21 protein-coding genes, 1 tRNA gene and 1 pseudogene are annotated in these 21580 nt (G+C 37.2%); 15 read left to right on the top strand and 8 right to left on the bottom strand.

The window, feature by feature from the left end; genetic code table 11:
* Positions 1-369: 369 nt before the first annotated feature.
* From BLS38_RS02540 to glyA, 5 genes are all read right to left on the bottom strand, one after another.
* A complete protein-coding gene (locus BLS38_RS02540) occupies positions 370-1368 on the bottom strand; it encodes an adenosine deaminase (protein WP_092746774.1) in 999 nt (332 codons plus the stop codon).
* 67 nt (positions 1369-1435) lie between these two features.
* On the bottom strand, positions 1436-2758 hold the full coding sequence (locus BLS38_RS02535) for an NCS2 family permease (RefSeq protein WP_092746773.1): 1323 nt from the start codon (positions 2756-2758) through the stop codon (positions 1436-1438).
* Positions 2759-3106: 348 nt separating this feature from the next.
* Positions 3107-3937, bottom strand: a complete 831-nt coding sequence (gene prmC / locus BLS38_RS02530; RefSeq protein ID WP_092746965.1) for a peptide chain release factor N(5)-glutamine methyltransferase — start codon at positions 3935-3937, stop codon at positions 3107-3109.
* Between the two features lie 4 nt (positions 3938-3941).
* Positions 3942-5030 carry a peptide chain release factor 1 gene (gene prfA, locus BLS38_RS02525; protein WP_092746772.1) on the bottom strand — a complete coding sequence of 363 codons (1089 nt, stop codon included), beginning with the start codon at positions 5028-5030 and terminating at the stop codon, positions 3942-3944.
* A gap of 244 nt (positions 5031-5274) precedes the next feature.
* Positions 5275-6525, bottom strand: coding sequence for a serine hydroxymethyltransferase (gene glyA / locus BLS38_RS02520; protein WP_092746771.1), 1251 nt, complete (start codon positions 6523-6525; stop codon positions 5275-5277).
* Positions 6526-6751: 226 nt separating this feature from the next.
* Between glyA and BLS38_RS02515 the strand changes: the two genes are divergently transcribed.
* From BLS38_RS02515 to BLS38_RS02465, 12 genes and pseudogenes are all read left to right on the top strand, one after another.
* Positions 6752-7441: a putative quorum-sensing-regulated virulence factor gene (locus tag BLS38_RS02515; RefSeq protein ID WP_092746770.1), complete on the top strand. Its 690-nt coding sequence runs from the start codon at positions 6752-6754 to the stop codon at positions 7439-7441.
* Positions 7442-8341: 900 nt separating this feature from the next.
* Positions 8342-8419 (top strand): annotated as a pseudogene (locus BLS38_RS13340) (SEL1-like repeat protein); the annotation flags it as partial.
* Positions 8420-8434: 15 nt separating this feature from the next.
* Positions 8435-8686, top strand: a complete 252-nt coding sequence (locus BLS38_RS13335; protein WP_425283453.1) for a tetratricopeptide repeat protein — start codon at positions 8435-8437, stop codon at positions 8684-8686.
* A gap of 115 nt (positions 8687-8801) precedes the next feature.
* On the top strand, positions 8802-8936 hold the full coding sequence (locus BLS38_RS02505) for a DUF2256 domain-containing protein (RefSeq protein WP_092746768.1): 135 nt from the start codon (positions 8802-8804) through the stop codon (positions 8934-8936).
* Between the two features lie 110 nt (positions 8937-9046).
* Positions 9047-9122, top strand: a tRNA-Arg gene (locus tag BLS38_RS02500).
* Between the two features lie 174 nt (positions 9123-9296).
* Positions 9297-10232 (top strand): ABC transporter ATP-binding protein, encoded by a 936-nt coding sequence (locus BLS38_RS02495; protein WP_092746767.1) that lies wholly within the window; start codon positions 9297-9299, stop codon positions 10230-10232.
* Positions 10229-11002 (top strand): ABC transporter permease, encoded by a 774-nt coding sequence (locus tag BLS38_RS02490; protein ID WP_092746766.1) that lies wholly within the window; start codon positions 10229-10231, stop codon positions 11000-11002. Before BLS38_RS02495 ends, BLS38_RS02490 begins: the two co-directional genes overlap by 4 nt.
* Positions 10999-11817, top strand: coding sequence for an NADPH-dependent 7-cyano-7-deazaguanine reductase QueF (gene queF / locus BLS38_RS02485; RefSeq protein WP_092746765.1), 819 nt, complete (start codon positions 10999-11001; stop codon positions 11815-11817). The genes BLS38_RS02490 and queF overlap by 4 nt, the downstream gene beginning before the upstream one ends.
* Before the next feature lie 107 nt (positions 11818-11924).
* The gene (locus BLS38_RS02480) at positions 11925-12572 is read left to right on the top strand and encodes a hypothetical protein (protein ID WP_092746764.1); all 648 of its coding nucleotides are present in this window, start codon (positions 11925-11927) and stop codon (positions 12570-12572) included.
* A 101-nt stretch (positions 12573-12673) separates the two neighbouring features.
* Positions 12674-13825 (top strand): rod shape-determining protein RodA, encoded by a 1152-nt coding sequence (rodA, locus tag BLS38_RS02475; protein ID WP_092746763.1) that lies wholly within the window; start codon positions 12674-12676, stop codon positions 13823-13825.
* A 38-nt stretch (positions 13826-13863) separates the two neighbouring features.
* The gene (mltB, locus tag BLS38_RS02470) at positions 13864-14847 is read left to right on the top strand and encodes a lytic murein transglycosylase B (RefSeq protein WP_425283452.1); all 984 of its coding nucleotides are present in this window, start codon (positions 13864-13866) and stop codon (positions 14845-14847) included.
* Between the two features lie 229 nt (positions 14848-15076).
* Positions 15077-15694: a septal ring lytic transglycosylase RlpA family protein gene (locus BLS38_RS02465; RefSeq protein WP_092746761.1), complete on the top strand. Its 618-nt coding sequence runs from the start codon at positions 15077-15079 to the stop codon at positions 15692-15694.
* Between the two features lie 859 nt (positions 15695-16553).
* On the opposite strand, the gene tsf is transcribed toward BLS38_RS02465, so the two are convergent.
* Complete coding sequence (tsf, locus tag BLS38_RS02455) at positions 16554-17432, bottom strand: translation elongation factor Ts (protein ID WP_092746759.1); 879 nt, start codon at positions 17430-17432, stop codon at positions 16554-16556.
* Between the two features lie 139 nt (positions 17433-17571).
* Positions 17572-18327, bottom strand: coding sequence for a 30S ribosomal protein S2 (rpsB, locus tag BLS38_RS02450; protein ID WP_092746758.1), 756 nt, complete (start codon positions 18325-18327; stop codon positions 17572-17574).
* Between the two features lie 218 nt (positions 18328-18545).
* Between rpsB and map the strand changes: the two genes are divergently transcribed.
* A complete protein-coding gene (gene map, locus BLS38_RS02445; RefSeq protein WP_092746757.1) occupies positions 18546-19373 on the top strand; it encodes a type I methionyl aminopeptidase in 828 nt (275 codons plus the stop codon).
* Between the two features lie 71 nt (positions 19374-19444).
* Here map and BLS38_RS02440 read toward each other — a convergent pair whose 3' ends face one another.
* A complete protein-coding gene (locus BLS38_RS02440; RefSeq protein WP_092746756.1) occupies positions 19445-20038 on the bottom strand; it encodes a nitroreductase family protein in 594 nt (197 codons plus the stop codon).
* A gap of 288 nt (positions 20039-20326) precedes the next feature.
* Between BLS38_RS02440 and BLS38_RS02435 the strand changes: the two genes are divergently transcribed.
* Positions 20327-20491 (top strand): rubredoxin, encoded by a 165-nt coding sequence (locus BLS38_RS02435; RefSeq protein WP_092746755.1) that lies wholly within the window; start codon positions 20327-20329, stop codon positions 20489-20491.
* Between the two features lie 135 nt (positions 20492-20626).
* The gene (locus BLS38_RS02430; RefSeq protein ID WP_092746754.1) at positions 20627-21568 is read left to right on the top strand and encodes an alpha/beta fold hydrolase; all 942 of its coding nucleotides are present in this window, start codon (positions 20627-20629) and stop codon (positions 21566-21568) included.
* Positions 21569-21580: the final 12 nt, after the last annotated feature.

Below are 21580 nucleotides of genomic sequence, written 5' to 3'. Positions count from 1 at the left end.
GACTTTAAAATGATTCATGTGAGGCTTCACCGTAAACTATGCTAAATATGATTTTAAAAAAGACAATTTTTGATAGCTGTATATATTTAAATTATTTATTTTTTATAAATACTCATAAATGGTTTTAAATTTAAAAACAGGATTAATAAGACATTATCAGAAAAAAACGACTGAAATGCTTTTTTCATAAAAGCTCGCTTAAAACCGTATTCTAATGACTTAATAAAAAATATTTTCCTATGGTAGATAGGCATTTGTAAATAAAAGCCTACCTACTTTAGTGACGATTTAAAAAATAATAATGCAAATCTGCGAGTAAGTTTTGAGTAACTGGTAGTTATCAAGAACTCAATGCCTTTAAATCTTTGTTTACTCTGCTTGAATTAATTTAATCCAGTATTGCTTCTGCGCTTCTGGTAAAAATGATGCTTCAAAAGAGTTTATAGCCAATGCTTTTAAGTCATCATTACTCAGATTTAATGCTTTTGTAATGGCAATAAAGTTGTCATTCATATATCCACCAAAATAAGCAGGATCATCTGAATTCACAGTTACACATATACCCTTTTCAAGTAACCGTTTAATATTATGTTGCTTCATATCATCAACAACACACAGTTTTAAATTACTTAAAGGGCATACTGTCAGTGGCATGCGCTCTTTAATCAATCGCTGTAACAATTCATCATCTTCTTCTGAGCGCACACCATGGTCAATACGATTTACTTTTAATAAATCTAGTGCTTCCCATACATAAGATGCAGGGCCCTCTTCGCCAGCATGAGCAACAATTAAAAAGCCTTCCGCTCTTGCTTGAGCAAAAACACGTTCGAATTTTGATGGCGGATGACCTAGCTCACTTGAATCTAAACCAATACCTGCAATATGCTGTTTAAATGGCAATGCTTGCTCAAGTGTTTTAAATGCATCTTCTTCGCTTAAATGCCTTAAAAAACATAAAATTAGTTGTGATGAAATCTCTAATTTTTGTTCAGCATCTTGACAAGCACGTAATATACCTTTCAATACTGTTTCAAAAGCAATACCTCTTGCAGTATGTGTTTGCGGATCAAAAAATATTTCCGTATGAACCACATAATCCGCCTTACACTTTTCAAAGTAAGCCCACGTGAGGTCATAAAAGTCTTGCTCATGAATTAAAGCATTGGCACCAGCATAATAAATATCTAAAAAAGATTGTAAATTATGAAAATTATAGGCTTGCTTTACCTCTTCAATATTTTTAAATGGAATATTTACCCCATTACGCTGAGCAATTTCAAACATTAACTCTGGCTCAAAAGTCCCCTCAATATGAACATGTAGTTCTGCTTTAGGGAGTTTTTGAATTAAATCAAGTGGACGCATGCCATACCTCATAATAAAAAAGGGTGTAAATAATTACACCCTGAAAAATGACTTATTCAGTAGTCATTTAGCCACCATAAACTGCAAATTTCAAGACCCATAAACCTGCAATAACCCATGCCATCCAATGCACACTACTTGCTTTACCTGTTACAAGTTTAACTACTGCATAACTAATAAATCCGAATGCAATTCCATCTGCAATTGAATAAGAAAATGGCATAAATGCAATGGTTAAAAATGCAGGTACTGCTTCAGTAATATCTTCCCAATCAATTTTGGTAATACCTTGAATCATCAGTACCGCAACAAATAATAATGCTGGCGCGGTAGCAAACCCAGGTACAGATTGTGCTAGAGGAAAGAAAAATAAACAGATCAGAAATAATATTGCAACTACAACCGCTGTTAAGCCTGTACGACCGCCTGCAGCCACACCAGATGCAGATTCAATATAAGGTGTAGTCGATGATGTACCTGCAGCCGCACCTGTAACAATCGCAACAGAGTCAGCAAGTAGTACTTTCTTTAAACGTGGAATTTTACCATCATCTTTAATAATTCCTGCACGGTGTGCTACACCAACCAGGGTCCCTGTCGAGTCAAATAAGTCAACGAGAAAAAAGACAAAAATAACACCAATTAAAGTTGCACTAAATAGATTCGAAAAATCCATTTGTAATAGTGTTGGCGCAATTGAAGGTGGTGCACCCACAATCCCTTTAAACTCATTTAAGCCCATAAAGGTCGCAAGTATTGTAATAATTAAAATACTAATAATAATCGCACCGCGTACACGGTAGTAATGTAAGCCAACCGTGATAAATAAACCAAGAATAGCTAAAAGTGCTTTAGGATCTTTGATATTACCTAGACCCACCATTGTTGCAGGATTTGCAACGATAATACCGGCATTTTTCAATGCAACAAGTGCTAAAAACAAACCGATTCCGCCTCCAATGGCAAACTTTAGAGACATTGGAATGGCATTGATAATCAGCTCACGTACACGTACCAAACTGATTACAATAAAGATCACACCCGACATGAAAACTGCAGCTAAAGCCGTTTGCCATGGAATATGCATTCCCAAACAGACCGAATAAGCAAAATATGCATTTAAGCCCATACCCGGTGCAAGTGCGATAGGATAATTGGCCAATAAACCCATGACCAAACAACCCGTTGCAGCAGCAATACATGTTGCAACAAATACAGCGCCGTGGTCCATCCCTGTAGCAGAAAGAATCAAAGGATTAACAATAATAATATAACACATGGTTAAAAATGTCGTTAAACCCGCCACAGCCTCTGTTTTTACAGAAGTTTGATTTTCGCTGAGTTTAAAAAGACGCTCTAATAAACCAACAGAAGGTTGAGGAGTCGCCATAAATAGCCCCTATTAAATTTCATTGTCCAATATGATGTGAAAACACTGGAGCATAAAGATAAGAATGTATATTTGTGGTTCACAAATAAGTAAAATTAACGCCAATATTTTGAGTTTAATCTTTACAGACCAGTAAAATCATGACATAGCTGAATTCAAATACAGCGAAGTACACATGGAAAAAAGTTGTTCAATACAGCTTTTTTATGACGAAATGCGTTGTGCCCCTTCAGCGGCAAATGTATTGCCACATAATTATAGCACAAGTCATTCATCGAGTAATACGCTACAGCAGATTAAGAAATCAACATATAGTCAAACAATATCAGTCACTTAAATATAATTAAATTATATATTTAAGCCCATTTTATACTGAGCAAACGTCACTCTGTCATTTCCTGCATAATCTTTTATAGTTTGAATACAGCTAAAGTTTGCTTCATGAAATAGTGTTTGTACTGCATCTTTCTGGTCAAATCCATGCTCTATCGCCAACCAACCTCTTGCATTTAATCGATGGGTCGCACCTTGTATAATTTCCACAATATCTGCTAACCCATTGTCTGCACTCGCAAGTGCTCTTAAAGGTTCACTTTTTAATTGCTGTAAATGCGAGTCATTCGGTGCAATATAGGGAGGATTCGATACAATTACATCAAAATGACTTTGTGGTAAGTTTTTATACCAATGGCTTTGAAAAAACTGAACGTGTGACAACTGGTGTTTTTGTGCATTATCACGTGCAACCTGTAACGTCGGCTCGTAAATATCTGTAGCCCAAATCGTCCAATTTGGCTTTTCACTAGCCAATGCCAAAGCAATCGCACCTGTACCGGTACCTAAATCTAGTACAGATGCCTGTATCGGTACATCTAAAGCCAATACCTTTTCCACCAAAACTTCAGTATCTGGTCTAGGGACCAAAGTATCTGATGTAACGTTTAAATCAAGCGTCCAAAAAGGCTGTGATCCCAAAATATAAGCCAAAGGTTCATTTTTGTCTAAACGTGTTAGACCATCTAAATATGCTGTAGTTTGCTCATCTGTCAATCGCTCAGATAGCCGCAATTTCAAGGATAAGCCATCTATCTCCAAAATATGAGCCAATAACCAAACCGCCTCTTGGCGTTCATAACTATCGACATCACCACGTAAATTTAATGCATCAACCACTTGCATGACTTTAGCCACCATTTTGTTGTGCAATCATTGCCAACTGGTCAGCCTGATATTCTCGATGTAAGCTGTCAAGAAGTTCTGTTAAATCTCCCTCAACAATCGCATCTAGTTTATACAATGTAAGGTTAATACGGTGATCTGTCATACGACCCTGTGGATAGTTATAAGTACGAATACGCTCTGAACGATCACCTGATCCAACCAAGTCACGGCGCATTTCTGAAGTCGCATTTTCTTGCTCTTGGCGTTTTGCATTTTCTAAGCGTGAAACCAATAACGATAATGCTTTAGCTTTATTTTTATGTTGTGAGCGTTCTTCTTGGCATTCAACTACTACACCAGATGGAATATGAGTAATACGTACCGCAGAGTCAGTTTTGTTAATATGCTGACCACCTGCACCAGAGGCTCTATAGGTATCTATGCGTAAATCTGATGGGTTAATTTCTACTGTAGTGTCTACATCTATTTCAGGTAAAATGGCCACTGTACATGCAGATGTGTGTACACGTCCTTGAGACTCTGTTGCAGGCACACGTTGTACACGGTGGGCACCACTTTCAAATTTTAAACGACCGTAAACACCTTCACCATTAATGCGACAAATCACTTCTTTATAACCACCGTGTTCGCCCTCATTTTCAGACAACACTTCAATACGCCAGCCTTGTGTTTCAGCAAATTTACTGTACATACGGAATAAGTCGCCAGAAAAAATGGCTGCTTCATCACCACCTGTACCAGCACGCACTTCAAGGTAAGCAGCATTGGCATCATTAGGGTCTTTTGGAATCATTAAAACATTGAGTTGATCTTCAAGTGTTTTAAGCAAGTTTTGATTCTCACGAATTTCTTCTTGGGCCATCTCTTTAAAGTCAGCATCACTCAACATATCTTCTGCAGTGATAATGTCTTGCTCTGCCTGACGGTATTTTTTCCAAAACTCAGTGAGTTCAGTGAGATCATTATGTTCACGTGACAATGTGCGAAAACGCTTATTATCAGAAATCACTTCCACATCTGCAAGCAGTGCGTTCAGCTCCTCATGGCGATCAGTCAACTGATCTAAACGTAAACGTAACGACTCTTTCATCTTTCACTATTCTCAAATAAAAATACCCAAATAACACATGATTATGTCAGCAGGTGAAATACAATGCGGCATAGTCTAACCATGATTGCAAAAAAATCCTAGAATTATCAAAACAACTATCATCATTTTTTTGTGTCATATCACTTAAACACAGCCACACAAAGCAAAAAACCGAGCCAACAATGTTCACTCGGTTTTAGTGGATTATATGATATTTAAAACATCATCTAAATATATTACTTACCTATGCATACACAGGGAATTTTGCGCATACTGTCGCTACTTTTTCTTTCACAGTAGCAATCACTGCCTCATCGCCTTTACTGTCTAGTACATCAGCAATCCAGTGTGCTAAGTCAGATACTTCTGATTCGCCAAAACCACGTGTTGTTACCGCTGGTGTACCAATACGAATACCTGAAGTCACAAATGGTGAGCGTGGATCATTGGGCACAGAGTTTTTATTCACTGTAATATGTGCAGCACCTAACCATGCATCTGCTTCTTTACCTGTCACATCTTGTTTAATTAAAGACAATAAGAACAAGTGATTATCTGTACCACCAGAAACAATTTCATAACCACGTTCAATTAAAACGTTTGCCATGACTTGAGCATTTTTAACCACGTGTTGTTGATAGGTTTTAAACTCAGGTGTCATTGCTTCTTTAAAGCATACCGCTTTACCTGCAATCGCATGCATTAACGGGCCACCTTGGTTGCCTGGAAAAACTGCTGATTGTAATTTTTTCTCAATAGCTTCGTTCGCTTTAGCTAAAATAAGACCTGAACGTGGGCCACGCAATGTTTTGTGCGTTGTTGTTGTGGTTACATCTGCAATTTGTACAGGGTTCGGGTAAAGACCTGCTGCCACAAGACCTGCTACATGTGCCATATCAACAAACAAATAGGCATCTACTTTGTCTGCAATGTCACGAAAACGTTGCCAATCTACTACACGGCTATACGCAGAAAAACCAGCAACGATCATACGTGGTTTATGTTCTAATGCTAAACGCTCTACTTCTTCGTAATCAATTTCACCTGTTTCAGGATTTAAGCCATATTGTACGGCGTTATACGTTTTACCTGAAAAGTTTACTTTTGAACCGTGTGTTAAATGACCACCGTGGGCAAGACTCATACCAAGCACAGTATCGCCTGCACTGAGTAAAGCCAAATAAACAGCAGCATTTGCTTGCGAACCTGCATGGGGTTGCACATTTGCATAGTCTGCACCAAACAATGTTTTTGCACGGTCAATTGCCATTTGCTCGATGACATCAACATTCTCACAACCACCGTAGTAACGTTTACCAGGATAGCCTTCTGCATATTTATTTGTTAGTTTACTGCCTTGAGCTTCCATTACGGCAGGAGAACAATAGTTTTCAGATGCAATCAACTCAATATGAGCTTCTTGACGAGCATCTTCAGCAGTGATTTGTTTTGCTAATTCTGGATCAAACTCAGAGATAGAAATGTTGGCAAACATTGTCGAGGTCCTATTTATTAGGGCTTTTAAGCCGTGCTAAAACTAGCACTTATTGTAACATGAAGTTTATATCTTTTTGGCAGGAACTTTAATCTAGATCTAATAAAATATTTTACATCGGTATATAGCATTACAAGGCTTAATAAATACCCAGCTTCATATCTTGATTGTGGCAAAGCTTGCAAAATGTTAGAGTCATATTTCCGTTTAATATGTTTTCACAACTATGCAAAGTATTATTCTAGATACAGAAACCCATACACTCAATGGATTACCTATCGAAATTGCATATGCACCTATTTGCTTAGAACATGGCCAATTAAGCCTATTTAAAGAACAAATTTTTGATCAGCTCTATCAGGTTGATGAACCCATCTCTTTTGCATCTATGGCTGTACACCATATTTTAGAGTCGGATCTTGTAAATCAACCACATTACACTACCTTTCAGTTACCAAATTCAGTGGAATACATTATTGGTCATAATATTGACTATGACATACAAGCCATTGCTCGTTGTGGTATAGACACCTCTAATCTCAAACCTATTTGTACATTGGCATTAGCAAGACATGTTTGGCCAGATGCTGAAGCACACAATATTTCAGCCCTTATTTACCAAATCAGCCAAGGCAGCTTAAGAGCAAGACAACTCCTTAAAGGTGCACATCGTGCCGATGCAGATATTATATTAACTGCTAATATTTTGATGCATATCATTGCAGCCATGGGCGTGCAAAACATACATGCATTATACTTAGCCTCTGAAGAGGCTCGCATTCCTAAAAAACTAAGCTTTGGTAAACACAAAGGGACTTTAATTAAAGACTTACCAATAGACTATGTACAGTGGTTACTTAAACAACAAGAGCTCGACCCTTACTTAAAACAGGCTTTAGAAAATCTGGTGTTTTAATGAAAAAGCCATGTAGATAACACATGGCTTTTTACTTTATTGTAAAAATTAATTAACAGCTAACTTACTATTAACACAAGAAAAATCATCGCACACAACTAAATCGTACAAATAAAAAACAGACAACTCTAAGGTGAGTTGTTATCATTCAATATATAAATCATTTAAAGATACCCAAAAGGTTTTTTCAATATGAAATTTAATTCAGTTATTTTATCGACTTTACCATTACTTATTTGCATTACATCTGCACATGCAAACAACACCAATGAAAGCAACGAAAATAGATCAATCACAGGTCAACAGCAAACCAATCTACGCCAGCAAACTTCTGCGAGCAGTGTAAATAACTCAAACTCGACTAGAGTTGCTCAAAATAGCAATAGTGGAAGAGTATCTGAGGGCAATTCTAACAGAAACAATGAAGGCAATAATGCTAGAAATTCTAACCAGAACCAAAATATACGTGGTAATGGCCAAGATATTTCAATAAGCAAAATCCAAAATGCACCTCAGACAAAAGAGGTGGCTCTACCGTCACAACCATCAAATACCAGAAGTGAAGAGAGATCTATTAACTCTAATCAGACTACACGTGGGACTAATCAAGAGAACTTTAGAAACAATCAAGAAGTGAGCCGTGGGACTAATCAAGAGCACTCTAGAAACAACCAAGAAGTGAGCCGTGGTAACAATCAAGAGAGCTCTAGAAACAACCAAGAAGTTATTCGTGGTAACAACACCCAAGAGAACTCTAGAAACAATCAGACTTCTCAACAAAATGTAAGAGAAACCCCGGCAACAAACTCAAGATCAAATACTAATTCAACAAATGGTAATACTACTCTTGATCAACTTAGACAAGCTGCTAATAGAGGTGACACAACGGCTCAGACAAATTTAGGGCTACTCTATATTGCAGGACAAGATGTTCCTAGAGACTTTGACCTTGCTACACAATGGTTTAAAAAAGCAGCCCAACAAGGCAACGATGTGGCTCAAACAAATCTAGGTCTTGCTTACAAGGTTGGCCAAGGTGTTTCAAAAAGCCCAACGCTTGCCATAGACTGGTTTAAAAAAGCAGCCGAACAAGGCAATCCAATTGCTCAATACAACCTTGGCGTTATGTTACTCGATGGCATAGGTACCAACCAAAACCGTAGCCAAGGTATTAAATGGTTAAGACAAGCTGCAGATCAAGGACATTCTCGTGCTAAAAGTGCACTTGAAGGCTTAAGCTACTAATCTCACAAAAATGAAATACAGCTCTATTCAAGAGCTGTAGCTCTAATATTATACGCCAAAATGGAGGGTCGATAAAATACATGACTCTCCTTACTTATATTTTGGGTAATTCAATATGAAAAAACAGCACTTACCTGAAAAAATCTGTGTGTACTGTCATAGGCCGTTTAGCTGGCGTAAAAAATGGCAACGTTGTTGGAATGAGGTTAAGTACTGCTCTGAGCGCTGTAAGCGAGAAGCTAAAAAATGAAACGTGTAATATATTAATCCATACCTGTTCTGATTAAATCATGTACATTAGATATAATTTATAAGATCAATGCTTTACCTTATGGTTTTTTTTGTTATGATGTGCGCCATGCGCCTATAGCTTAACTGGATAGAGTACAGGTTTCCGAAGCCTGTGGAGTGGGTTCGAGTCCCGCTGGGCGTACCAAGTATAAAAACAATAAAAATCAACCCATTATTATAAAAGAATTATTAAGTTTCCTCATATATCTTATGCACTGCGTAGTTTTACGGCAAATTAGCAATACTTTACTTTATACACAGTTGGTTTATTTTATATAATACTGTCACTATCACCTATTCTGTTAGCTGTGAGCAACTTATGACTTCTGCCTTGGTACTTCAAGAACTCTCAAAGACGTATAAAAATGGGTTCCAAGCACTTAAAAATATCAATTTAACTGTTCCCGAAGGCGAATTTTATGCACTTCTAGGTCCAAATGGTGCAGGAAAATCGACAACGATTGGTATTATTAGCTCACTAACGAAAAAAACATCAGGGCAAGTCAATATTTTTGGCCACAATTTAGAAACAGATCCATCAAATGCCAAACAATACCTCGGCGTTGTACCACAAGAATTTAATTTTGGACACTTTGAAAAAACGTTTGATATTTTGGTCACTCAAGCAGGCTACTACGGTATTCCTAAAAAAGTAGCTGAACAGCGCGCCGAGCACTATTTAGAAAAACTCGGATTGTGGTCAAAAAGAAATGTACAGGCACGTATGCTTTCTGGTGGTATGAAACGACGCCTAATGATTGCAAGGGCGATGATGCATAACCCCAAACTACTTATTTTAGATGAGCCTACAGCAGGTGTAGATATTGAACTACGTCGTTCAATGTGGAGTTTTCTACAAGAAACGAACCAACAAGGTACAGCAATTATTCTGACTACACACTATTTAGAAGAAGCAGAAATGCTGTGCCGACGTATTGCAATTATTGATCATGGCGTGATTAAAGAAGATACTGCTATGAAAGACTTCTTAGGCCAACTCAATGAAGAATCTTTTATTTTTGATTTGGAACATGCCATTGAACCCATTCATGTCCAGCTCATTGGTATTGAATTTAACCTAATTGATCCAATGACACTTGAAGTGACTATGAATAAAGCACATTCACTCAACGAGATTTTTCAACTTTTTAGTACACTCGATATCAAAGTTCGCAGTATGCGAAATAAAACAAATCGCTTAGAAGAAATTTTTGTCAAAATGGTAGAAAAGAATCTGCAAGAGGCAACATCATGAATTTATCACAACTGCGTGTTGCACTCTGGACACTGGTCTATAAAGAAGTCAGACGTTTTTTACGTATTTGGCCACAAACATTGCTTCCACCCGCCATTACTATGAGCTTATATTTTGTAATCTTTGGCAATTTGGTCGGATCACGTATTGGTGAAATGGCAGGTTTTAGCTATATGCAATTTATTGTACCTGGTCTTATTATGATGTCTGTCATTACCAATAGCTACTCCAATGTTTGCTCAAGCTTCTTCAGTGCTAAATTTCAACACAGTATTGAAGAACTGATTACTAGCCCAACACCCATGTATTTAGTACTTTGGGGTTATGTGATTGGTGGAATATGCCGTGGTGTCTGTGTTGGCTTTATTGTCACGCTGGTGAGCTTATTTTTCACACACCTTGGTATTTATAATATTTTTGTGACTATTTACACCGTTGTCATTACCAGTTTATTGTTTTCACTGGCAGGTTTCATCAATGCATATTATGCAAAATCTTTCGATGACATTTCTATTGTACCCACATTTATTTTAACACCCCTTACCTATTTAGGCGGTGTATTTTATTCAATGAGTAGCTTAAGCCCATTTTGGCAAAACCTATCACTAATTAATCCAATTGTTTATATGGTCAATGCTTTTCGCTACGGTATTTTAGGACATAGCGATGTTAATGTAATGATATCACTCTTGGTGATGACCATATTTTCTGCCATATTTTATGCAATTGCTTACTACTTACTTTCTAGAGGTTCAGGAATACGTGAATGAGTGTTGAAAAATCACTGCTCGGCAAAGAAACCGACTATCCGACACAATATCAACCCAACATATTGTTTCCAATTGCTCGTGCGCCAACACGCCAAAGCTACCAAAACATTCCATATATTGAACAAGGTATGGATTGGTGGCACGTATTTGAACTCTCTTGGCTAAATACACATAATGTGCCACAAGTTGCGATCGGCCGGTTAAGTATTCCTGCAACATCAGCTTGCCTAATTGAGTCAAAATCACTCAAACTGTACTTTAATAGTCTGAACTTTGTACAGTTTGACTCACCTACGCAACTGATAAATACTGTGCAGCAAGATCTGTCTCAGGCAGCACAAACCCATGTAGGCCTTGAACTTATAGATGTAAATGGTTTACATGTCAGCTCACCTGTAGGGAAATGCCTAGATCATTTAACACCATCTAGGCATGCCAAACACCCAGATGCGTCTTTACTGGCCCTTGATTCAAATGAACCTCATATTATTGAAGAAGAATTACATTGTAATTTATTACGAAGTAATTGCCCTGTGACTGGCCAACCAGATTGGGGCACGCTCTTTATTCGCTATGAAGGCAAAAAAATAGATCACGCATCGTTATTGGCATATATTATTTCTTTTAGAGAGCACAATGGCTTTCATGAGCAATGCGTTGAACAAATTTTTGCAGAAATTTGGCAAACCTTACAACCTGAACAGCTTATGGTCTATGCTGCTTACACACGCCGTGGTGGACTAGACATTAATCCTTGCAGAAGTTCAAACCTCAAATGGTTACCCGATGTACCATTACGTTTGGCTAGGCAATAACACCATAAAGGTGAAGCTAGCTAGCTTCACCTTTATTTTTGTAATTTGTGATAAAACAACCGCAACACAAGATATAATAAACAAAACAATATCAATGAGATATTTACATGGCACACTTTGGTTTCACTCCATCAGAAGAACTTTTACAACAGACGCAACAATTTATCTCTAAAAAGAATAATGTTGATTTACATGAGCTTAGAAATAATATTGCATTAGCAATTAATCAAGAAATTATTGATACGCTTGTCACACAAGTCATTGTAAATTTTCCAGAAAGTGAAAAAAAAGAAACTGCAGCCAAACTTGCAAAATTTATTCAATCAAGTGTTGCCGTGTTACTAAAACAGCTTCTTGGAAAATCAAATACCAATAGCTTGCAACAATTGATTACTTTTTCAAAGCAAAGTCTATTTAAAATGGACCAAGACTACAAAGTCGGCCATGAACTTCCAAAAGAGATTGTGATTAATTTAAAACAGCATTTTGCAGATTTAAAATTGGGCAATAAAGTCAACTTACAGGTATTAATCGCAGACTATAAGCTTTTTGCAGATGAAGTCATTCGCCACTTTATGCACAAATTTTATCAAACTTTAGATTTAGGCATGATTAAACGAAAAACTGCAGATATTGGCTGTATTACAACAACCAAAGCGATACATGTCGCTATCGATAAAATCATACCTCAATTAAACAAAAATGAGTTAAAAGCATTAGCAATGCAACATGATACACTCTTTTTTACACACTAAGTCCACCTTAATCCATCATGTCTGACGATACGTTTACTCACACATGATATTATTTATTATGATAGCATTTGTCTTGCAAATTATTGTAGATTGTACCTGTTATGCCACCATCTTCTCCGAACACACAATATAAATTTTTACGCCAATCACCTCGTGATGGCTTAAGCACAGCCATGAAACCCTCTGCATGGCAACGTATTCACATTGATCCATGGCTATTTTCTTTTTTACTTATGAATGCATGCTTAGGCCTATTTGTACTTTACAGTGCATCGGCTCAAGATATAGGGCTGGTCAGTAAACAAGCCATGAGTTTTGGTATTGGCTTTGTGATTATGATTATGATTGCACAAGTTCCACCAAAGGTATTTCAAGCTTTTTCACCATATCTTTACGTATGTGCAGTGCTGTCATTAGCGGCAGTTAAAGTATTTGGTGAAATTCGTATGGGTGCACAACGTTGGCTAGATATTCCTGGTGTAGGGAGTGTTCAACCTAGCGAGTTTATGAAAATTGGTATGCCGATGATGGCTGCTTGGTTTTTAACACGCTACCCGTTACCGCCCAGCTTTAAAAATGTATTCGTTACTCTTGTACTTATTTTTGTCCCTTTTATTTTAATTGCAGAACAACCAGACTTAGGTACTTCCCTTTTAGTACTTGGTAGTGGCATTTTTGTACTATTTTTGAGTGGCCTATCTTGGAAGTTGATTGCAGTGGCATGTGGTGCAGCAGGTATAGTTATTCCAATTGCATGGGAATTTTTACTGCACGACTATCAAAGACAACGTGTTATGACTTTGCTTAACCCCGAAGCAGATGCCCTAGGTACAGGTTGGAATATTATTCAATCAAAAACTGCCATTGGTTCTGGTGGATTTTCAGGTAAAGGATTTCTCAATGGGACACAATCACACCTTCACTTTTTGCCTGAAGGACACACAGATTTTGTTATTGCAGCGTATTCCGAAGAATTTGGTCTAATTGGTGTTTGTATACTCATCGTTTTATATTTTGCAATTATTTGCCGTACCTTCCAAATCGGCATGCAGTCTTTTCATAATTATGGTCGCTTAGTTGCAAGTGCTTACGGTCTAGCTTTTTTTGTTTATGTCTTTGTGAATGCTGGAATGGTCAGTGGTATTTTACCTGTTGTAGGTGTGCCACTACCATTTATGAGTTACGGTGGAACTGCTATTATTACGCTCATGACAACCTTTGGTATTGTCATGTCTATACACACACATCGCTAAATGGATCACACATAATGGCCCCTATATTTATTCAAAAGATGTGCAAAACTATAATATTATTTACAACCGTATTGTGTCTGAGTGCAACAAGCGCTGCGAATGATTTTGCGAATGATCCAACCTATCAAGATTTTAAAAACCAAACCATACAAAAATATGGTCTAACAGCTGAGCAAATTGATCAAGCAATGTTTGGGGCGCAAAATCGCCCGAACATTTTAAAAATTATGGAAAAACCTGGTGAAAGTAAACCTTGGTATCAATATCAGAGCATGTTTTTAGTAGATAGTACGATTCAACGTGGTGCTCGGTTTGAAAATCAATATTCAAATGCTTTAAACCGCGCAGAGCAACAGTTTGGTGTACCAAAAGCAATTATACTTGGCATACTTGGTGTTGAAACAGGGTTTGGGCAAAACAAAGGAAGTATTGTCACTCGTGACGCACTTGCAACTCTGGCATTTGGTTATCCAAGACGTAGTGAATACTTTAAAGATGAATTAGCTGCCCTTATTGCATGGTGCTATAAAGAAAACTACCCAACTGCAAGTATTGTTGGGTCATATGCTGGCGCAATTGGCTTTCCACAATTCATGCCAAGTAATATTTCAAAATATGGCATTGATTATGATGGTAGCGGCCACATAGACTTACGTAATTCTGCACCCGATGCAATCGCTTCAATTGCTAATTATCTAGCACAGCATGGTTGGCATGCCAATCAGCCTATCGCTATTGCAGCGCAATATACAGGAAATACACCCGATAGCGTCATTAGCAAAGATTTAAATATGCCAGTCCCTTATGGTGTATTACAGCAACAAGGGGTTGTCCCTCTTGACCAACGTACTTCTATAGACCCCTTAGAGCTCGTCTCACTCATTCAGCTACAAAGTGAAACAGGTCCAATTTATTATATTACTTTTTCTAACTTCAGAGTGATTACGACTTATAATCGTAGCCGTATGTATGCAACTGCTGTTTGGCAACTAGGTACTACTGTTGACTCGACAACACCATAAATTTTACTATTTGTTACAAATATGGTTATATTTTAACCTAAAAATTCACAAAGATTAGCCTTTTTGTAACTCATAAAGGCTCTTTCCTAGACATGCTTAGCCATGGACTAATATCATTGTGCCACATTAATGATATTCACTCTTGTCTGTATGCCAGGCATGTTTTTATTCTCGTTCGTTTTATTTAGACGTTAAGCGAATAAAATAAGAGGTCTAGGAGATTCAATACATGCATTCACCCTTAAAGCTTTTTGTAGCAGTTAGTCTAGGTTTGTCTTTAGCACAAGCTGGATATGCAGACTTAGTACAAAATCCGACCTCCTCTGTTTCAGATAACAACGATATATCTAGCCTTGCAGCTAAAGTCATTAATCGTGACAACTATAATAACCAAAATCTGCCATCACTAGAAAGTCTGTCTATTTCTCAACGCTCTAATGACACTGTACGTCGCCAAGCGCTTAACTCTAGGGTTGAACTGCCCCAAGATGAACCTTCTGTTATCGACCGTTTAAACAGCGTTGCATCAAATACAGTAAAACGATTTACCCAAACAGGTGTTGCATCTTGGTATGGTCGCCAATTCCATGGCAGAAAAACTGCAAATGGTGACACTTTCGATATGAATGCACTTACAGCTGCACATCGTAGCCTACCTTTAAACTGCTATATTCGCGTAACAAACAAAGATAATGGCAAAAGTGTTGTTGTAAAAATAAATGACCGTGGCCCATTTCATGGTAACCGCGTTTTAGATCTTTCTTATGGCGCAGCTAAACGACTGGGTATCACTAACTCAGGTACAGCAAAAGTCGGAATTGAACGTGTTGAAAGCCCAAACTCTTAAGTAACTTGAATGCGGTCTCAAAACAAATAGAAAAAGCCTTATGATTTGTCATATAAATACGAATCATAAGGCTTTTTTATGAAAGAGAGAATGATTTTGGACTTTAGGCGTTTTAATCATAAATTAAACGCAGAATTCAAAATTTCTTTCGTTTTAGTAACTCGCATACAAAATCACATCAAGATTAAACTGATGTATATCCATTTCATCAATCTAGCTCTCAACTATTTAAACAGTGCCTTAAAGATTACTCAGGACTTAAAACAGAGCATTAAGGTTTAGTTTAACATAAGGTCCCAATCAATCTTGTATATATGCCCTTTATTTACTTTATAGTCAAAAAATCAAAGCCATCGTGAATCATTAACCTTTTACAATACTCACCAATAGTATTTTGGTTAAATGAACAGTACATAGATAATACCGAACAAAAAACCGTAGAATACGCTCATATTGATAGTCATTAGGTATTTTGTAGCTTAGCATCCTATCATCAATCTTAAAAAGGTTCATGAGTAGGTTTAATATTAATGTATTTCTACTAACTTCAAATTTTTTAACAACTCTCCATATAAAGCAACATTTATAAAGCATCGCATATTCTGTTTACCTAAAACATCTTACATAGCTTATTGTTGTACTCTTAAAGACGCTTAGTTTTAAATACCCACAACACATCAATAATTGATTGTAAATTTTTATATACAAAAGGTTACTTCATAGAAAATTAATCTTTTAAAAAAGATAAAAAGCATCTCTCCTTCTAGTCAATGAAATAGAAAGTATCCGCTATAATATTTCCCATAAAAAAACCCCAACATAAACACTTATGTTGGGGTTTTTATCACACTAAATAGACTTATTTAGCGCTAGCAGCTTGAGCAGCAGCAACTTCTTCAGCGAAGCTCATTTCTGCTTTTTTCTCAATGCCTTCGCCTACTTCAAAGCGAACAAATTCAGCAACAGTTGTACCTGTTGATTTTAGAATTTCTGCAACTTTTTTGTCATTGTCAATCACGTACATTTGACGCTCAAGAACAACTTCATTTAAGTACTTTTCTACAGAACCTGTTACCATTTTTTCAACGATATTTGCAGGCTTGCCAGATTCAATTGCTTTTGCTTCAGCAATTTCTTTTTCTTTTGCAACAAGCTCAGCCGGAACTGATTCTGCATTCACAGCAACTGGGTTAAACGCAGCAATGTGCATTGCCAAACCTTTGCCAGTATCTGCATCGCCTGTGTAAGACACAACAACACCAATTTTTAGACCGTGTTTATACACTGCAAGGTTTTCACCTTCAACAATTTTTGCACGGCGAATTTGGATGTTTTCACCAATTTTTTGAACAAGTGCAATACGTGCTTCTTCAATTGTTTGTGAATCATCAAATTGAAGTGCAACTAACTGAGCTATATCTACAGTACCCGTTGCTAAAGCAACTTCTGCAACTTTCTTAGAGAAGTTCGCAAAGTTTTCATCTTTTGCAACAAAATCAGTTTGGCAGTTTACTTCTAACAAGATTGCTTTATTGCCATCTTGAGCAATTGTAATTGCGCCATCAGCAGCAATATTACCTGCTTTTTTAGCCGCTTTTGCTTGACCAGATTTACGTAGGTTATCAATCGCAAGTTCGATATCACCATTCGCTTCTGTTAATGCTTTTTTACATTCCATCATTGCAAGAGCAGTACGGTCACGTAATTCTTTTACCATGCTTGCAGTAATTGCAGTCATGTTATTCTCCTAAATTAAGGTAGAAAATAAATCTATGAAGAAAAACGGCCCAAAAAAGATATGGGCCGTTTGCTTTTCTTGACGCTCAGTTTGCCACCATTAGATGTTACAAAAATGACACGCTTGCGTCATTTATGCATTAAGCCTCAGAAGCTGCTTCTTTCGCTACTTCTTCGCTTTTTGCTTGAGCATTTGCTTGAGTTGCAGCATATTCTTTACCAGCAAGAATCGCATTCGCCATTGCAGAAGCATAAAGTGTAACAGAACGGATCGCATCGTCATTACCAGGAATGATGTAATCAACATTGTCTGGGTTAGAGTTTGTATCTACGATACCAATTACCGGAATACCAAGGTTTTTAGCTTCTTTAATTGCAATCGCTTCGTGATCAACGTCAATGATGAATAAAGCATCAGGCAAACCGCCCATGTTCTTTACACCACCTAAAGAGCGCTCAAGTTTGTCCATCTCACGAGTACGTTCTAATGCTTCACGCTTAGTTAGCTTAGCAAAAGTACCATCTTGAGATTGAGTTTGAAGATCTTTCAAACGATTGATTGATTGGCGAAGTGTTTTCCAGTTCGTCAACATACCACCTAACCAACGGTGATCTACATACGGTTGGCCCGCACGCTGTGCTTGTTCACGAATGATATTAGACGCTGCACGCTTAGTACCTACGAACAATACTTTGTTCTTTTTGCTTGCAAGCTGGTTTACAAAATTTAATGCATCGTTTAACGCAGGAACAGTGTGTTCCAAGTTAATGATGTGAATTTTGTTACGCGCACCAAAGATGTAGTCACGCATTTTTGGATTCCAAAAACGTGTTTGGTGACCGAAGTGAGCGCCTGCTTGAAGAAGGTCGCGCATGCTTACGTTGTAATCTGCCATTTTAATACCTTAAAATTTGGGTTAAGCCTCCATATATCCTCATCCTCCACCTTGTTAAAGGCACCCAGAGTAATGTGTCGATATATGTGCGGATTTATTTAGAACACGTTTTAAACATCAGCCCTTCTGAAACAAAATTTATTCACAAAAGCATTTGATAAAACGGGTGCGTATTTATACCATAGTCACATATAAATTAGCAAAAGTTTTTGAATATCATGAACAGTACTTATCAAGCACCAAGCCACCTCATCAAAACACCTGAAGAAATTGAAAAGATGCGCGTGGCTGGGCGTCTAGCGGCAGAAGTTCTAGAAATGATTAAGCCACATATTCAGCCCGGCGTCAGTACATTTGAAATTGATAAAATTTGCCATGACTATATTGTCAATGTTCAACAAGCCATTCCAGCCTGCTTAGGTTATGGTGCAGCACCAGGGCGTGCAGCGTTTCAATATGCTACATGTACATCTGTAAACCATGTTGTTTGTCACGGTATTCCATCAGAAAATAAAATTTTAAAACAGGGTGATATTTTAAATATTGATGTCACTGTTATTAAAGATGGTTATCACGGCGATACCAATATGATGTACATTGTTGGTGGTGAAACTTCTATTTTAGCCAATCGTTTATGTAATGTTGCTCAAGAGGCATTATACAGAGGCATTGAAGTGGTTAAATCTGGTGCTTATGTCGGTGATATTGGGGCAGTTATTCAAAAATATGTTGAATCTGAACGCTTCAGTGTTGTACGTGAGTATTGTGGCCATGGTATTGGTGCAACATTCCATGATGAACCACAAATTTTACATTATGGTCAAAAGAATACTGGCATGCGTTTAGAAGCAGGTATGACCTTTACCATTGAACCTATGGTGAATGCAGGCGTTTGGCAAACAAAAACTTTAGGTGATAAATGGACCGTTGTAACAAAAGATCATAAATTATCTGCACAATACGAACATACACTGCTCGTGACCGACACTGGGGTTGAAATTTTGACTCCACGCCCGGATGAAGATTTAAGCCGTTTTACTTCATAAGTATCTAAAGAAAAAAGAGGGTGCCTAACAATGACACCCTCTTTTTTATAACAGTTTAAGCAAATATTTGATTATGCAAATGTCTTAAAACGGTCTTCGTCTGTCATAAATTCTTTTTCTTGTGCAGATGCTTCGATTGAGCCAAATACCAATTGTGCACGCAACTTCCACGATGCAGGTACATCAAACACTTTTGCGACTTCTTCATCGGCAACAGGGTTGTAATGTTGTAGTGAAGCACCTACTTTTTGCTCTGATAACGCTGTCCAAACTGCAAATTGTGCAATCGCTGTAGAGTGTTCAGACCATACTGGAAAATTGTCTGCGTAAATTGCGAATTGTTCTTGTAGACTCTTTACAATATCTTGGTCTTCATAAAACAATACAGTACCTTTACCTGCGGCAAAACTATCCATACGTGTTGCTGTAGATTCAAATTTATCTTCAGGTACCATTTTACGTAAAGTTTCTTTTACAATCTCCCAAAATTTAACATGTGATGTATCAAACAACACCACTGCACGAGATGACTGTGAGTTAAATGCAGATGGGCTTAATCGAATTGCTTTTTTAATAAGTGCTTCTAATTCTGCATTAGATAATTCTGTGGTGTTACCAAGTGCATAAATACTACGACGTGTTTCGATTTCTTGAATAAATGACATGGTATATCGCTCCGTAATAAATATCGTTTTATGATAAAGCTAACTAGCAAAATAGTTTTACCGTAACAGTATAAGTAAAACAAGCAGTATAGATATATGTTATTTTCTCAACAGATCATTGCACTATTGCAACGATCTGAGTTAAATATGTAATCAAACTAAAGTAATGTTATAATATTATTAAGGTCGTTTTTTATCTAAATCATAAGACTATAATTCTAGTCTCGAACGACGCTTTACATACCCTCTTTTAAAACCTATAGGAATATTACGCGTCATAAGGCTTTTATGAAAACATATCAATGTATTGTATGCGATTTTATTTATAACGAAGCAGAAGGTTGGCCAGAAGATGGGATAGCCGCAGGTACAAAATGGCAAGATGTTCCTGAAGACTGGACATGTCCCGATTGTGGTATGACCAAAGCATCTTTTAAAATGGTTGAAATATAATCAAAAAGTGTTCAATTTTTTATTTGCTGGATAAAAATATATTCGCATATATTCACAAAGCTTGTACTTAAAGGCAATTTGATGTTTATATGTATTAGATTATCATGAATACAAGTTGTGTGACGATATAATACAATGACCAATACAATATATCATTTACGCCCTTCTCCTCACTCTTTAATTTTTCAAGAAACGCGTGTACAGCTAAATAATCATTTAACAATACATGTAGAAGTTGCTGGAAACCCGAAAGATCCATGTATTGTACTTATTATGGGCTTAGGGTGCCAATTGATTCATTGGCCACTTAAATTTTGTGAACACTTGGTAGAACAAGGTTTCTATGTTGTACGTTTTGATAATCGAGATATTGGCTTATCTTCAAAAACTAAACCATTAATCGTACCGAAAAACCTATTCCCTTTTATGCTTAAATTTAAATTAGGCTTAAAAAATAAGTTGGTGAGCTATACGCTAATAGATATGGCTGAAGATACAGCCGCATTGTTAACTCAGATGGGTATTGAAAAATATGGTGTGATTGGCGCATCTATGGGCGGGATGATTGCGCAAATCTTAGCAGCAAAATACCCACAGAATGTTGAAAAACTAGGCCTACTATTTACAAGTAACAATCAAGCATTTTTGCCTGCACCACGCCCTAAGCAATTACAAGTATTTTTCAGTCGTGCAAAATCTACAGAGAAATCAGATGTTATTGCACACAATATCAAAGTAAATACTGTGATTGGTTCACCCCATTGTGTTAATAAAAAACAGGTACAAGAGATTTCAGAAATTGCATATGATCGCTGTTACACACCGAGTGGCGTACTACATCAATTATTCGCTATACTATGCACAGGGTCCTTACGAAAGTGGGATAAAAAAATTACTCAACCAACTCTTGTAGTTCATGGCGACTGTGACAAACTTCTCCCTGCACAGCATGGAAAAGCAGTTGCTAATGCAATAAAAGGCGCAAAGTTTAAACTCATCTCAGGTATGGGGCACGATATTCCAGATGAATATATTGCACACTTGAGCACTTTGTTTACGCAACATTTTAAATCTTAAAAGTACTATTAT

Origin of the sequence: Acinetobacter boissieri (assembly GCF_900096955.1) — a bacterium.
Classification (GTDB): Bacteria; Pseudomonadota; Gammaproteobacteria; order Pseudomonadales; family Moraxellaceae; genus Acinetobacter; species Acinetobacter boissieri.
Note: the sequence above shows the minus strand (reverse complement) of the source record. Positions and strands in the feature narration are given on the sequence as shown.